Genomic DNA, 14022 nt, shown 5'->3' with positions numbered 1-14022 from the left:
TGTCAAAGTGCCCTCAAGGTGAAATAATTGATTGTGTCGTGGTGGAGGGGGTGGGTTTTATTCAGCACTATATTATGCGGTGACACTATGCTAATGAGTTAATTATGCTACATTCATTCACGCTGCATAAGATTCAGCGGCACAAGGCGGGTGAAGGAAAATCATTTGAACAGCGCATTCACGATGGAGGTAAATACTGACCCTGTAACGAAAGCATGATGAGTAATATTGTCTTGATTTTGGACATCCGCTAACCGCTTTAACGCCGCTTCTGGCGTCGCTGCTTCGACCTCTTCATCTAACTTTTTATAGCCTTGTGAAATGAGTAAGACAGCGCTTTCAACATCAGAGCGTTCCAGTGTCGCAACGATTTGTTCTTTGCGATAAAAAATGAATTCTGGCATAGCACTTTCCCGGTTCAACCTGCGTGGCCCCTATTATAGTGCCGAATAGACATAAAATGTATCCGTGCACGCCGCCTGGCTAAGCCATCACTCATTTTACAGAAACATTGTCATCGCGTTTAATCACATCCAATCTTTAATTAGCTTCTCATAAAGATTTTCAGCGTCAGCCAACCGACTCAGCAGACAATATTCATCGGTTTGATGTGCCATCGTGGGTTCACCTGGACCGAGAATCATACACGGCGGATTGCCGAGTGCGGGCAGCAATAGCGACGCATCCGTAAAGTAAGGCACGACTTTGGCATCAAGTGGCCGATCAAACAGCGGTTGGCAATGGCGGTAAACGGATTGTACCCATTGGTTTTCTTCAGAACTCAACACCGCCGGCAGATCGACCAGGGTGGTGATCGTGACAGCCTCACCCAAGAGAGAAGCCAACTGCTGTCGTACTGTAGCGTGTTGCAAATTCGGTGCACTGCGAATGTCGACATCAAAAGCGGTGCGATCCGGAACGGAATTGATATTGAGCCCGCCCTCAATACGCCCAACATTCAACGTAGGCTGCTTCATTAATGGATGCGGTGCGCCGGGAGAAAAGTGGCGAATTTTCCCCAGCGCATCTGCGGCCAGATAAATGGCATTGATACCCAGTTCTGGCATTGCGCCGTGTGCCGTTTTACCGTGAGTTTCACAGCGCAGCCACAGTGCACCTTTATGGCCAATGACCGGATAGTTAGCCGTGGGCTCCCCAACAATCAATGCGCCGATTTCAGGCAAGTTGCCCGCTTCTATCAATGCCCGCGCACCATCACAGCCGGTTTCTTCCCCACCCGTAATCATCAACACCACGCCGCGGCCCGCTTGAATCGCCGCTTTGTGCTGCACGCAGGCGATGGCGAAAGCGGCTACCGCTGCTTTCATATCGCTGGCGCCACGGCCATACAGGCGATCGCCGTCGATATCGCGACCAAAAGGGTCGAATTGCCATGGCTGATTGCCCAGCGGGACGGTGTCGAGATGACCGGTAAACGCGAGCGGTTTTCCTGCGGAGGTTCCCGCTATACTGGCAATCAGGTTGAGCCGGTCCGAACCAAATTGCGTGAGCGCGATGTCAAAACCTTGCTCCGCGAGCCAGTCTGCCAGGAAATGCATGCAGTCGGCTTCATTGCCAGGCGGATTGATGGTGTTAAAGCCCAGCAGTTGCTGGGCGAGTTCAAGCGACTTTGGTGGCATATCAAGGGCGCTCCGTCAGCCAATCGAGGCAGTTCAGCCACAGTTGGCGATACCCTTTCCATTGGGAAAACGCTTCTGGTAACCAATGGGCGGACATATCGCTGGTCCAAACCAGAGAACGGCCATTTTGATACTCTCGGACTGCCAGCAAAGGATGAGCCGTACCCGCAACGGTGGCGATCAGTGTGCCTTCAGGCTGCATCTCCACCTCGTTATATCCCAGCAACCAGGGCCAATCGCCTGGAATATCCGCCAGCACTTTGTGTGACGTTGTCACCTCGGCGTAGCTGCCCTCCGGCGTTTCAATACGGTCATCCCAGGCGAGGCAGCGCACCGGCAGCACTTTTTCCACCAGCGTATTACGGTAACGAGCACCGCCATTGATGCCCTGGAAACTGTAATAGCCGCCAATCATCATCAGAGCCCCACCTGCTGCTACATAATCGTGGATTAGCTTAAGACGATTGGGCGTACGACGGCTTTTCAGCCACGTATCCGGATGCAAAAGCAAAGTATTGGCGCCAATATCAGAGAGGATGATCGCATCCCACTGCTGTAAGGCTTCAAGCTCCAGAGGAAACTCAGTGGCCGCCGCGTGGGCAGGCATATGTGTAATGGCATAATCGCTATCTTGTAATGCCGCCATAAAATCGACGGCGCCGCTATGCCAGGTGGCGGTGGCGAACTGATCAAAGCCTTTCACATGGGTCGAGGTACTGGTCCAGGATTCTCCAACCAGCAAAACGTTCTTCTGCATAACGCGTCTCCGTTTATCCGCCAAATACTCGCTGCGGATTACCAATCATTAAGGTTTCAAGTTGTTCACCGCTAACGCCATGACGTTTCAGGCGCGGGACGAAATGTTTGAGAATGTAGCCATAACCGTGGCCACCGTAACGCGTCAGCATGGTTTTCAGGAACACATCCTGCGACATCAAAATCTGCTGGATATAGCCGTCCTCTATCAGTTCGCAGATGGCGCGTGCGTTCTCTTCATCGGATGGCGATTGGGCAGATTCGTCGGCGTAGTAATAACTCATGCCAATCATGTCGTACTCCAGAAAAACGCCGCGTTTAGCCAGTTCTCGCTGGTAGGGTTTGTCCGCAAAGCTGGGGTTCATATGGCACAGCACGGTATGACGCAAATCAGCCCCTTCCTGCTCAAGAATATCCAGCACCTTATGACCGAGCCGCTCCCAGCCAGGTAAGTGCACCTGGATGGGGACGCCGGTTGCTGCGCTGGCGCGACCGGCAGCACGCAGTGACTTCTCTTCATCGGGGGTGAAGCGACTGGAAATACCGATTTCGCCGATCAAACCGGCAATGACGTCAGGTTTTTCATCTGCTCCACCGAGGTCATAGATGAGCTTGTCAGTCAGCTGCTCAACGCTGATGCTTTTGACCCATTCGGGATGTGAAGGCTCCAGATAAAGTCCAGTGCCCATCACGATGTTTAAACCCGTTAAGCGCGCAATTCGCTGTAATCCTTTGGGATCACGTCCAATACCGATATTGGTAGGATCCACCACCGTTTCACCGCCCAGTGCGCGGTACTTCATTAATTCTTCGATGGCGGTGTCAGTATCGAACAACTGGCAATTATCGCGGCTCATCAACGGATTCATCGACAGTTCGCCGAGGTTCTCCATCTTCACTGGCATTTCGGCAATGTGACGATCGCTGCAACAGCAGGGAGGCACCCATTTGCCAGAAGCATCCAGCAATATGTGCTCATGCATTAAGGTGACGCCCATTTTTGCCACTGGCATCGGACCGAGCACCGTCATCACCTGGCCGCTGCGTATGCCCACAGGAAGGGGATCTGCATGACGAAAAATTGATCCTTTCATTGGCTATCCTTTTGCGGGTGAACGAGCAGGGTTGAGGATGCGAGTATTGAGCCAAATCGCCAGTAAGATGATGGTGCCGGTCGCGATCTGCGTATAAAACGGCGAGATATGCGACAAGATCAGCCCATTCTGGATAATGGCAATCGACAATGCGCCCAACAGCGTGCCAATGATAGTGCCAAATCCGCCAAATAAACTGGTGCTGCCAAGGACTACCGCCGCAATCACCTGCAGTTCAAATCCCTCACCCTGATTGGACGATCCGCTGCCGAGACGCGCCGTGATAATCATGCCTGCCAGCGCGGCCGCCATACCGCTGAGGATATACACCTTCATGGTTACCGCTTTGGTATTAATGCCGCTACGGCGCGCGCCTTCTGCGTTGGCTCCGATGGCCGTAACATAGCGACCAAAACGCATGTGATTCAGCAAGACGTGCCCGGCCAACAGAATCACAATGCCGATTAGCGCAGGCATGGGAATGCCCAGCACCCAGGCGCGGCCCATAAAGGTGAACAGGCTGTCGGCGGGAACCGGAATCGAATACCCCTGGGTAACCAGCAGCGCAATACCGCGCACCACGGCCAGCGTGGCTAGTGTGACAATAAAAGCGGGTATCCCTTCAAACGCGATAAAGAAGCCGTTGATGGCTCCGACCAAACCGCCCAATAGCAGTCCACCGATCAACACCACAGGCCACGGTAGTCCCCAATTGTTGAGTGCAATGGCAGAAAGCGCGCCGACCAGCGCCAGTGTCGACCCTACAGACAAATCAATACCGCCAGTGGTGATCACCAACGTCATTGCCGTTGCGACTATCAGCAGCGGGGCGCTTTGCCGAATGATATTTAGCCAGTTAGTGCTGGTGAGAAAGTTACTGGTGATCAGCGAAAACACCACGCAGCAAAAGATAAAAAACAGCGCAATGCTCACCACGCCTGAGTGGTTATGCAGCAGGCGGCGGGGCAGCGAGTGTTGGATCATGCGTGAACTGCTTAGATTCATGATACTCATCCTGTTTCCTCAATGTGCTGCTGAATGCGCAGTGAATTTTTCACCCACGATCAGGTTAACGATGTCGCTGAGGCTGGTATCCGCCACGCGGCGATCGGCCACGTTGGTGCCTTCGTACATCACCATAATGCGGTCACACACCAGGAACAGATCCTGTAAACGGTGGGTAATCAGGATCACGCTCACCCCGCGCGCTGAAACACGACGTATCAGTTCCAGCACCGCCTCCACTTCAGCTACAGCGAGAGCGGCGGTAGGTTCATCCATGATCAGCACTTTGGGTTCGAACGCCGCCGCGCGGGCAATAGCAATAGCCTGCCGCTGCCCGCCTGAAAGATTGCGTACCAGCAGGCGCGTATCGGGAATGGAAATCCCAAGGCCTTTCAGCATTTCGCGTGCTTCTGCATGCATTTTGGTTTGATCGAGAAAGGGAATACCGAGCACGGATTTCATCGGCTCGCGGCCCATGAATAAATTCCCCGCCACATCAACCGTGTCGCACAGGGATAGATCCTGATAGACCATCTCAATATGACAGCGGCGTGAATCGGCAGGGTTACTGAAGTGCTGTTGTTCACCGTCGATGCGAATGGTGCCGCTGGTGGGGATTACGGCACCGGACAACACTTTGGTGAGCGTCGATTTGCCGGCACCGTTATCGCCAACCAAACCGAGTACTTCCCCTGGCGCAAGCTGAAGATTTACCCCGCGCAAAGAGCGAATCGAACCGTAGGTTTTGGTGATATTAACCATTTCAACCCGGGCCGGAAGAGCTTGTAATTGCTGCATTGGACAACTCCCATCAACACTTGTGGGAAATGTTTGCCCTGTTGGGAAAAGTGCATATCCGGCACGATCTACAATCTAGTAAACCGGTTTACCTACCAGATAAGTCTTTTGTTTTAACCAACAGAGCAAACGCTACAATGATATTTACTCGCCAGTGATGACATTGCAGCATCCATGCCAGCCTGCGTTGCAGGCACTTCACTTTCGGCTAACTTGTTGTAAATCATCACGAGTTTCGTGAACATCAAGTAAACCGGTTTACTCACTATAACGCGATTAAAAAAATCAGCTCACTTTTTGCGCCATTATTGTGCGCTTTTGCATCATTTTGGGACGCCGTTAACAAATCCAATAGAATCACGCCCAATCCATTCCACGGGCAAACGGGTTTCGTTCGGGATGCCGGTTTCATCATTGAGCAGGCGCAGCATAATATTCACCGCCGTATGTCCCAATTCGCGAGCAGGTTGGCGGATTGTGGAGATCCGTGGATGTGTCAGGTCGGTGTAATTGGCATCGTCAAAGCCCACCAGGGAGAGGGCGGCGGGAGCCTGCAAGCCGCTGGCGCGTAGACCATCTAGCAATCCCAGCACCAGATAATCACTGGCGGCAAACACGGCAGTGGGGCGTTGTGCACAGCTGAAAAGTTGTTTGAGCGCCTGCTGGCCAAATTCGCGCGCATAGTTGCCATACATCACCCATTCAGGAGGAATGGCTAACCCGGACTGTTGCATCGCGGAGCAAAAACCCTGATAGCGCTCGCGTACGCTCATCAGTTGTTCTGGCCCGCCGATGAAAGCGATCTGGGTGTGTCCGGCAGCAATCAATTGTTCCGTTGCCATACGTCCACCTTGCACATTGTCGGCAAACACTTTGGGCACCGTACTGCCGGGAATATCTTCATCCAGTAACACCACATGGCGCTGGCGCTGAATTTCCTGCCGTAGTACGCCGTTATCGGGACGGTTAGTGGTGAACAGCAGGCCATCAACCTGACGCGTATCCAGCCAGCGGATAAACTGCGCCTCCTTTTCCGGATTATTACGCGTGATACAAAGCACCAGACTATAGCCTCGCGCCGATGCTGCCTCTTCAGCCGCATCAGCCAGTTCAGCAAAGAATGGGTTGGTGATATCCGGCAATACCAATCCCAGGGTTTCACTCCCACCTTTACTCAGACGACGTGCCAGGCTATTGCCACGATAATCAAGGGTGTGAATCGCGCTTTCGATGCGATCAATGGTCTCCTGAGGCAGCACAATACTTTGGTTCATGTAGCGGGATACCGTGGCTTTTGACAGTCCCGCCAGTTTCGCGACATCCGATAACAATACGCGTTTTGTACTCATGAATTCCGCTCTCAATCCCCAGGTGGCTTATCTGTAACACAGTTAAGCGTGACTGATACAGTGCTTTCCTTTTTGCGTGGATGGATAAATAAACACTTGACAAAAAAATCGACTGGGAGAATTGTATAAACCGTTTACCGCAGTACCGGGAATAACTTCCCAACCTGATTCACACTATTTCACCCCGTACTCCCAGCGGATGGGATACCGAAATAGTTGAACCGGGTGGCATCAAAAACACAGCGTCAGGCCTGTGTTCTGTTTTATTTCATCGATATTTGCCAGCCAACATAACCTCTCAGCGCGAAAGCGCTGTGAAACGCTGATTATTATTTATTCCCGACGAGGAAAACATGATGTCATCTTTCACCGGAAAACTGCGTTCAATGGTTCTGGCCACAGCATTACTTTCATCAGGTTCGCTTTTTACATTAGCCCATGCCGCGCCCACTTATGCGTTAGTACAAATTAACCAACAGGCTCTGTTTTTTAATCTGATGAACCAGGGGGCTCAGGAAGCGGCTAAAGCCAGTGGTAAAGATCTGGTGATTTATAACGCAAACGATAATCCTGTGGCACAAAACGATGCCATTGAAAACTATATTCAACAAGGCGTGAAAGGCATCTTAGTCGATGCCATCGATGTTAACGGCATTATGCCGGCGATTAAAGAAGCAGCCGCAGCGAAAATCCCGGTGATTGCGATTGATGCTGTATTACCAGCAGGCCCGCAAGCGTCGCAGGTTGGGGTGGATAACCTTGAAGGCGGTAAAATCCTCGGTAAATATTTTGTCGATTACGTGGCAAAAGAGATGGGGGGTAAGGCGCGCTTAGGCATTGTTGGTGCATTGAACTCAGCGATTCAAAACCAGCGTCAGAAAGGGTTTGAAGACACCATTAAAAGTAACAGCAAAATTACTGTTGCTGATGTGGTAGATGGTCAGAACATTCAGGATAACGCGATGACAGCGGCGGAAAACCTGATCACCGGTAATCCAGACCTCACCGCGATTTACGCCACCGGCGAACCGGCACTGCTTGGTGCCATTGCGGCGGTGGAAAACCAGGGACGCCAGAAAGATATCAAGGTGTTTGGTTGGGATCTGACCGCGAAAGCCATCAGCGGGATTGACGGCGGCTATGTGACGGCGGTGCTGCAACAGGATCCGAAAAAGATGGGCGAAGAGGCGCTGAAAGCACTTAACGCCATCAATGAAGGAAAAGCTGTCAATAAAACGATTCTGGTGCCTGCCACCGTGGTAACCAAAGCGAACGTGGATACTTACCGTCCGCTGTTTAAATAAGTGCGTTGTTGCGAGAGGTGGCCGGAAGGCCACCGTTAAAGACCCACGGCCAGCAGTGCTCTGAGTTCACACTCAGTTGGAAAGGCTTTCAGTGTTCCGGTACGGCTCACGGTAATGGCGGCCGCCGCGCTGGCATGCTGCAGCGCGAGGGCATCGGGCGCGACACCGCGCAGTAAGGCCGAAGCAAGTAGCACCGCCAGGAACGTATCGCCTGCTCCGGTGCTATCTACGACCTGAATCGGTGTTGCCGGGCAAAAATGGTGTTGGGCATCGGTGATCAGTTCAGCACCTGCGGCGCCCTGAGTAATAACCAGAGTGGGGATACCAACAGGCTGCAGCAGTTCGGCTTCATGTTGATTGACCACGGCAATATCGACCAGCGGCCACAAATCGGCAAAGTCTGGGTTGGCGGGGGAAGGATTAAATACGGTGATGAGCCCATGATTTTTTGCCCAGCTAAAGAGGGCACGGGTCTTATCAACGGAGAAATTACCTTGCTGCAACAGAATATCGCCGGCTGAGGCATCCGCTAAATGCGCCAGGATAATATCCAGCGTTAGCGCTTCGGCTGCTGCCATGGTGGTAATAATCGCATTGTCGCCGTCGTGACTGGTAAAAATGATTGAGGCGTCACTATGTTCAGAAATACTATTTTGAGGATTTAACGTTAATTTTTCGCTTTGCATGCAATCGCGAATCCACTGGCCGTTAATATCGTTACCGGTGGCGGCTATTAATTGTGTATCGATACCGCAGCGGGAAATGACAATCGCCTGATTAGCGCCTTTTCCGCCGATATCTTGCGATGATTTTACGCCATGAATGGATACGCCTTTTTGTGGCAATTCATGAATGGACCAGGTTTCATCAACCACAATATTACCTGCAACATAGACACGCATAGGTTTCTCGTTAATAAGGTGAAAGAGATGGCTTCTATATCAGCAGAAAAAAGTAACGCGATACAAGATATTTTTTCACGTAAGAAAGCGGTGATTGGTGTTATTCATTGTGATGCCTTTCCCGGTGCGCCGAAATATCGCGGTAAACCTGTGAGAGATATTATCGATCGCGCCCTGCGTGACGCGGAAAACTACCTTTCAGGGGGCGTACATGGATTGATCGTTGAAAATCATGGCGATATTCCTTTTGCGAAACCTGAAGATATTGGTCCGGAAACAGCAGCATTCCTTGCGGTTATCACAGAAAAAATTCGCGAACGCTTTGGCGCACCGCTTGGCATTAACGTATTAGCCAATGCCGCTATTCCCGCAATTGCAACAGCATTGGCGGGGGGCGCGAGTTTTGTGCGTGTTAACCAGTGGGCGAATGCCTACATCGCTAACGAAGGCTTTATTGAAGGTGCGGCGGCCAAAGCGCTGCGCTATCGCAATCAACTACGTGCCGACCACATTCGTGTCTTCGCTGACAGCCATGTCAAACACGGCAGCCATGCCATTGTGGCCGACCGTTCCATCCAGGAACTGACGCGAGATGTCGACTTTTTTGAAGCCGATGCGGTGATCGCCACCGGACAGCGCACCGGCGACAGCGCCACGCTGAGTGAAATTGATGAAATCCGTGCTGCTACTGAATTGCCGCTGCTGGTGGGCTCGGGCGTTACCCCGGCTAACGTCTGCCAGATATTAGGGCGTACGCAAGGCGTGATTGTTGCCAGCACCATGAAAGTGGATGGCGTGTGGTGGAACGAGGTGGAGTTAGCGCGGGTAAAACACTTTATGTCCGTGGCGCAGGCCGCGCTGGAGGAGGCGTGATGCTCAGTTTTACCGATCAACTTCTCGAACAGCATCAGCAGGTGTGGCAAGAGATGCAGCAGCATCGATTTGTGCGGGATATCGAACAGGATCAACTGCCCGACAGCGTATTCAACCGCTATCTGGTGTTTGAAGGCAACTTTGTCGCCACCGCGATTGCCATCTTTGCGTTGGCTGTCAGTAAAGCGCCCGATATTCGGCAACAGCGCTGGTTGATTGGCGTACTCAACGCGTTGGTAGACACCCAGATTGCCTGGTTCGAAACGGTGCTGGCCAGGCGCGATATCCACCCCGAGGATTATCCCGATGACTTACCGGGCGTCACCACGTTTCGTGATGGCATGTTGCAAGTGGCGCAGCAGGGCAGCTATGCCGAGATCATTACGCTGATGTTTGGCGCCGAGTGGATGTACTACCACTGGTGCAAACGCGTCAGCGAGCAAAGTCAGCAGGATGCCGACGTCCGTCGCTGGGTCGATATGCACGCCGAAGAGGAGTTTCATCAACAGGCGTTGTGGCTCAAAGCCGAGCTGGATGCGTGTGCATCAATCCTCAGCATCGAGGAGAAACAGCGGCTCTCCACGCTTTACGGCACTGTGCTGCAATGGGAAATCGACTTCCACACTGCGGCCTATCAGGAGGGCGAAGATGAATAGCTGCTTCATTGAAGCGCGCAATATCTGTAAGCGATTTGGTGCATTAACTGCGCTAAGCCAGGTCAATTTATCGATCCATCGCGGCGAAGTGCTGGCGCTGCTCGGTGATAACGGTGCGGGGAAATCCACCTTCACCAAGGTGCTGTCGGGGGCCTATAGCGCCAGCGAGGGTGAACTGTGGATCGAGGGTAAAGCGGTGAAATTCACCTCGCCTCGTCAGGCTGCGGAACACGGCATCGCCACCATTTATCAGGAGCTGGCACTGGCGGAGAACCTGTCGATTGCTGAGAACGTGTTTCTCGGACGCGAACTCAAGCGCCGGGTACTGGGTATCCCTTTCCTGAAACGCCGCGCGATGCGGGAACAGGTCGATCAGCTATTGAAAGATCTGGATGCACACATCTCCGATGCCGACGCAGCGGTAGGTAGCTTGTCGGGCGGTCAGCGCCAGGCGGTGGCGATCTGCCGTGCGCTTAATCTCAACGCACAGTTAGTGATCATGGATGAGCCCACCGCGGCGTTGGCGGTGGCCGAAACGCAGAAGGTGCTGCAACTCACGCGTCGTCTGGCAGAACGCGGCTGCGCGGTGGTGCTGATCAGCCACAACATCAGCGATGTGTTTGCCGTGGCGGATCGCATGGTGGTGTTTCGTCGTGGTCGGAAAATTGCCGAACGCCGCCATGTCGACACCACGCCTGACGAAATCGTTTCACTCATTACTGGCGCGCATCCTGATGCGCGCGTCTTTGAAAACACCTAACACCAGGGGAAATTATCATGCGTCGAATTGCTACGGCTGTTTGTTCTCTGTCACTGCTGGTCTCGGGTTGTGCACTGGCGGCGGAAAAAGTCGCCTTTGTGCCGCAAATCATCGGCATTCCCTATTTCCAGGCCATGGAAGCGGGCGGTAAGCGTGCGGCAAAAGAGTTGGGCGTCGAGTTTGTCTACAGCGGGCCGGTAGACACCAACCCAATGGATCAACTGCAAATTGTGCAAAACCTGATTGCACAGAAAGTTAACGCCATTGGTATCAGCGTGCTGGATGCTTCCAGTATTGCGCCGGTAATGGCGCAAGCGAAATCCAGCAATGTGCATCTTTTCACCAGCGATAGCGACGCACCTGATAGCGGACGTCCGGTTTACGTCGCGCAGGCTACCGATGAAGGACTGGGTGACAGCATCATTGATGAGATGGTGAAGCGAGTGGGAGATAAAGGAAAAATCGGCATCGTCTCCGGGGAAGCCACTGCATCCAACCTTAATAGCTGGATCGGGTACATGCAGCAACGCGTGAAGAACAAATATCCCCACATCACGCTGCTTAAACCGCAGTATGCCGGCGGCTCTGCCAGTCGTGCGGCACAAATCACCACCGATTTGATGTCAGCGAATCCAGATATCAAAGGGGTGATCGCCATGGCTTCCACGACCTGTCCTGGAGTGGCGCAAGCCATCGAAAGCGCCGGTAAAAACGGCAAAGTGATCGGCAGTGGATTCTGCAGCCCGAACACTGCGCGGGCCTATCTGAAGAGCGGGGCGTTTGGCTACACCGTACTTTGGGATCCAGAAAAACTCGGTTATCTGACGGTGTGGGCAGGTAAGCAGTTGATCGATGGCAAAGCGTTTGCGGCAGAGAACAAAGTGCCCAGCTTTGCGGAACCGGTAAAGTTTGACAGTAAAACGGGGGTACTGCTGCTAGGCAGTCCGGCCGTGTTTACCAAAGAGAACGTCGATCAGTTCAATTTTTGACGGGGACACACATGCACATGACTTCACGGGAGATCGCCTTATTGGCGATCGCCTTGCTGGCTGTTGGCTGTTTCTCCTGGTTTTCGCCATGGTTTGCCACCGCGGACAACCTGCTCACCATCTTACGCAATAGCAGCGAACTGTTGCTGATCGCGCTGGGGATGACGTTGGTGATTGCCATGGGCGGGGTGGATGTGTCTGTGGGCGTAGTCATGGGGGTTGCAGCATGGGGCGTTGGGCAACTGCTGATGCTGCAGTTGCCCTGGCTGGCTGCGCTGGCGGGGCCGCTGATAGGCCTGCTTGCCGGTCTGCTCACCGCGCTGGTGGTGGTAATTGGGCGCATCCCGGCGATTGTGGGTACGTTGGGATTGTTTGGCGTCTGGCGCACGGCTTTGTTTGTGCTGCTCGGCGGGCAATGGTTATCCGGACTGCCCGATGATCTGACCCGTGGGCTAATGCACACGCTATTTGGTGTTCCGGTTATGGCATGGATGATCATGCTGGTCTGGGCGCTGGTTTGGCTAGCACTGCGCCATACGCCTTATGGATTATGGTTACTGGCAGCGGGGAATTCAGAAGAGAAAGCCAGGCTGGCAGGCATCCCGGTCACCCAGGTACGCATCGCCACTTTCCTGATTAGCGGTGTGCTTTGTGGCTTAGCCGCCACCTGCTATATCGCGACTTATCGCAATGTGGAAATGACGGTGGGCGGCAGCCTGGCACTGGAGGCAATCGCGGCAGTGGTGCTGGGCGGTACGCGCATTACTGGCGGTTCATGCAGTCTGCTCGGAACCTTGTTGGGCGTTTTGCTGCTGCGCATTCTGCAGAACGGTTTGCTATTGGTGGGTGTGCCCTCTTTATGGCAAACGGTCGTCACCGGCACCGTATTGCTGCTGGTGTTAAGCAGCGAGGCCGCCAGCGGTCGTGTACTGACATTCAGGAGGATGGCATGAAAATCATGCATAAATCGCCTGACCTCACCTTACTCGTCGCATTGTGGCTGCTACTCGGCATCGGGATTGTCTTCGCACTGCCGCAGATGTTGGCTTTATGGTCCATCACCTCAATCCTGCAGTTCGCTACGCTGCTTGCTCTGGTGGCATTGGGCCAATCGCTGGTGGTCATGGCGGGCGGTGGCGGTATTGATCTCTCGGTCGGGGGCAATGTGTCTCTCTCCGCTGTTATCGGCATGCTGGCGCTGCAACAGGGAATCAATCCGGCACTGCTTCCTGTGATTTGCATGTTGAGCGGAAGCGCCGCCGGAGCACTGAATGGCCTGCTGGTGGCGCGACTACGGTTATGGCCATTAATTGTCACGCTGGGCAGTTTTTACCTGTTTTCTGGCCTGGCATTGGCTTTAACCGGTGGTGCGGCTATCTCAGGCGTTCCGGTAGAACTGACGCAATGGGGCCGAGGGGCAAACTTCGCGATTCCTCTGCCGTTCCTGACCTGTGTCATCCCTGCCTTTTTTATAGCCTGGTTAATTCTGAGCAAAAGCGCATGGGGGAAATGGGTTTACGCCTGTGGTTTCAATGAGCATGCAACACGTCTGGTTGGCATACCCGTGGATCGTCTGCGCCTGCTGGTTTACTGCCTGAGTGGGCTGTTAGCAGGCTGCGCCGGATTCATCTCACTCAGTTGGTTAGGCAGCGCACGACCGGAAATCGGCGTCAACTTAGAACTGGAATCGCTCACTGCAGCGTTGCTCGGCGGTGTCGCCATTTTCGGCGGGCGCGGCAGCGTGGTCGGGGTATTGGCGGCGGCGCTGATGCTGGTGACCATTAAAACCTGCATGTTACAGCTGGGACTGAACAGCGTCTGGCAGCTCGGTGTGGTGGGCTTGTTATTGATCATCGTGTTAATGGCACAACGACTTTTCATCTATCGGAGGTAATT

The 14022-nt window shown here is 53.4% G+C and carries 15 protein-coding genes; 7 read left to right on the top strand and 8 right to left on the bottom strand.

Translation table 11 applies throughout. The annotated features are described in order from the left end of the window. Positions 1-161: 161 nt before the first annotated feature. From FD744_RS00240 to FD744_RS00210, 7 genes are all read right to left on the bottom strand, one after another. Complete coding sequence (locus FD744_RS00240) at positions 162-404, bottom strand: hypothetical protein (protein ID WP_160866835.1); 243 nt, start codon at positions 402-404, stop codon at positions 162-164. Positions 405-527: 123 nt separating this feature from the next. Continuing rightward, positions 528-1640, bottom strand: a complete 1113-nt coding sequence (locus FD744_RS00235) for a M20 family metallopeptidase (protein ID WP_160866834.1) — start codon at positions 1638-1640, stop codon at positions 528-530. A gap of 1 nt (position 1641) precedes the next feature. Beyond that, positions 1642-2397: a glutamine amidotransferase gene (locus FD744_RS00230; RefSeq protein WP_160866833.1), complete on the bottom strand. Its 756-nt coding sequence runs from the start codon at positions 2395-2397 to the stop codon at positions 1642-1644. A gap of 13 nt (positions 2398-2410) precedes the next feature. Then, positions 2411-3490: a phosphotriesterase gene (locus tag FD744_RS00225; RefSeq protein ID WP_160866832.1), complete on the bottom strand. Its 1080-nt coding sequence runs from the start codon at positions 3488-3490 to the stop codon at positions 2411-2413. A 3-nt stretch (positions 3491-3493) separates the two neighbouring features. Beyond that, positions 3494-4495: an ABC transporter permease gene (locus FD744_RS00220; RefSeq protein ID WP_160866831.1), complete on the bottom strand. Its 1002-nt coding sequence runs from the start codon at positions 4493-4495 to the stop codon at positions 3494-3496. Positions 4496-4513: 18 nt separating this feature from the next. After that, complete coding sequence (locus FD744_RS00215; protein WP_160867175.1) at positions 4514-5257, bottom strand: ATP-binding cassette domain-containing protein; 744 nt, start codon at positions 5255-5257, stop codon at positions 4514-4516. A gap of 359 nt (positions 5258-5616) precedes the next feature. Then, on the bottom strand, positions 5617-6642 hold the full coding sequence (locus FD744_RS00210) for a LacI family DNA-binding transcriptional regulator (protein WP_160866830.1): 1026 nt from the start codon (positions 6640-6642) through the stop codon (positions 5617-5619). Positions 6643-6995: 353 nt separating this feature from the next. Between FD744_RS00210 and FD744_RS00205 the strand changes: the two genes are divergently transcribed. After that, a complete protein-coding gene (locus FD744_RS00205) occupies positions 6996-7946 on the top strand; it encodes a substrate-binding domain-containing protein (RefSeq protein WP_160866829.1) in 951 nt (316 codons plus the stop codon). Positions 7947-7981: 35 nt separating this feature from the next. Here FD744_RS00205 and FD744_RS00200 read toward each other — a convergent pair whose 3' ends face one another. Beyond that, positions 7982-8848, bottom strand: coding sequence for a PfkB family carbohydrate kinase (locus FD744_RS00200; protein ID WP_160866828.1), 867 nt, complete (start codon positions 8846-8848; stop codon positions 7982-7984). A gap of 27 nt (positions 8849-8875) precedes the next feature. Between FD744_RS00200 and FD744_RS00195 the strand changes: the two genes are divergently transcribed. From FD744_RS00195 to FD744_RS00170, 6 genes are read left to right on the top strand one after another with little or no spacing between them, the layout of a single operon-like run. Continuing rightward, positions 8876-9721: a BtpA/SgcQ family protein gene (locus FD744_RS00195; protein ID WP_160866827.1), complete on the top strand. Its 846-nt coding sequence runs from the start codon at positions 8876-8878 to the stop codon at positions 9719-9721. Continuing rightward, the gene (locus FD744_RS00190; protein ID WP_160866826.1) at positions 9721-10377 is read left to right on the top strand and encodes a TenA family protein; all 657 of its coding nucleotides are present in this window, start codon (positions 9721-9723) and stop codon (positions 10375-10377) included. Before FD744_RS00195 ends, FD744_RS00190 begins: the two co-directional genes overlap by 1 nt. Further along, a complete protein-coding gene (locus FD744_RS00185) occupies positions 10370-11137 on the top strand; it encodes an ATP-binding cassette domain-containing protein (protein WP_160866825.1) in 768 nt (255 codons plus the stop codon). The genes FD744_RS00190 and FD744_RS00185 overlap by 8 nt, the downstream gene beginning before the upstream one ends. A gap of 17 nt (positions 11138-11154) precedes the next feature. After that, the gene (locus FD744_RS00180; RefSeq protein WP_160866824.1) at positions 11155-12126 is read left to right on the top strand and encodes an autoinducer 2 ABC transporter substrate-binding protein; all 972 of its coding nucleotides are present in this window, start codon (positions 11155-11157) and stop codon (positions 12124-12126) included. A gap of 11 nt (positions 12127-12137) precedes the next feature. Then, positions 12138-13079 (top strand): ABC transporter permease, encoded by a 942-nt coding sequence (locus FD744_RS00175; protein WP_160866823.1) that lies wholly within the window; start codon positions 12138-12140, stop codon positions 13077-13079. Further along, the gene (locus FD744_RS00170; RefSeq protein WP_160866822.1) at positions 13076-14020 is read left to right on the top strand and encodes an ABC transporter permease; all 945 of its coding nucleotides are present in this window, start codon (positions 13076-13078) and stop codon (positions 14018-14020) included. The genes FD744_RS00175 and FD744_RS00170 overlap by 4 nt, the downstream gene beginning before the upstream one ends. Positions 14021-14022 lie beyond the last annotated feature (2 nt).

This window comes from Pantoea sp. Taur (genome assembly GCF_009830025.1).
GTDB classification, from domain to species: Bacteria; Pseudomonadota; Gammaproteobacteria; order Enterobacterales; family Enterobacteriaceae; genus Pantoea; species Pantoea communis.
The sequence above is the reverse complement of the archived record's forward strand: the minus strand, read 5'-3'. Positions and strand labels throughout refer to the sequence as shown.

Excerpts from the sequence above, each read along its gene's own strand:
- FD744_RS00240 (WP_160866835.1), bottom strand. The coding sequence starts at position 404 with ATGCCAGAATTCATTTTTTATCGCAAAGAACAAATCGTTGCGACACTG.
- FD744_RS00235 (WP_160866834.1), bottom strand. The coding sequence starts at position 1,640 with ATGCCACCAAAGTCGCTTGAACTCGCCCAGCAACTGCTGGGCTTTAAC.
- FD744_RS00230 (WP_160866833.1), bottom strand. The coding sequence starts at position 2,397 with ATGCAGAAGAACGTTTTGCTGGTTGGAGAATCCTGGACCAGTACCTCG.
- FD744_RS00225 (WP_160866832.1), bottom strand. The coding sequence starts at position 3,490 with ATGAAAGGATCAATTTTTCGTCATGCAGATCCCCTTCCTGTGGGCATA.
- FD744_RS00220 (WP_160866831.1), bottom strand. The coding sequence starts at position 4,495 with ATGAATCTAAGCAGTTCACGCATGATCCAACACTCGCTGCCCCGCCGC.
- FD744_RS00215 (WP_160867175.1), bottom strand. The coding sequence starts at position 5,257 with ATGGTTAATATCACCAAAACCTACGGTTCGATTCGCTCTTTGCGCGGG.
- FD744_RS00210 (WP_160866830.1), bottom strand. The coding sequence starts at position 6,642 with ATGAGTACAAAACGCGTATTGTTATCGGATGTCGCGAAACTGGCGGGA.
- FD744_RS00205 (WP_160866829.1), top strand. The coding sequence starts at position 6,996 with ATGATGTCATCTTTCACCGGAAAACTGCGTTCAATGGTTCTGGCCACA.
- FD744_RS00200 (WP_160866828.1), bottom strand. The coding sequence starts at position 8,848 with ATGCGTGTCTATGTTGCAGGTAATATTGTGGTTGATGAAACCTGGTCC.
- FD744_RS00195 (WP_160866827.1), top strand. The coding sequence starts at position 8,876 with ATGGCTTCTATATCAGCAGAAAAAAGTAACGCGATACAAGATATTTTT.
- FD744_RS00190 (WP_160866826.1), top strand. The coding sequence starts at position 9,721 with ATGCTCAGTTTTACCGATCAACTTCTCGAACAGCATCAGCAGGTGTGG.
- FD744_RS00185 (WP_160866825.1), top strand. The coding sequence starts at position 10,370 with ATGAATAGCTGCTTCATTGAAGCGCGCAATATCTGTAAGCGATTTGGT.
- FD744_RS00180 (WP_160866824.1), top strand. The coding sequence starts at position 11,155 with ATGCGTCGAATTGCTACGGCTGTTTGTTCTCTGTCACTGCTGGTCTCG.
- FD744_RS00175 (WP_160866823.1), top strand. The coding sequence starts at position 12,138 with ATGCACATGACTTCACGGGAGATCGCCTTATTGGCGATCGCCTTGCTG.
- FD744_RS00170 (WP_160866822.1), top strand. The coding sequence starts at position 13,076 with ATGAAAATCATGCATAAATCGCCTGACCTCACCTTACTCGTCGCATTG.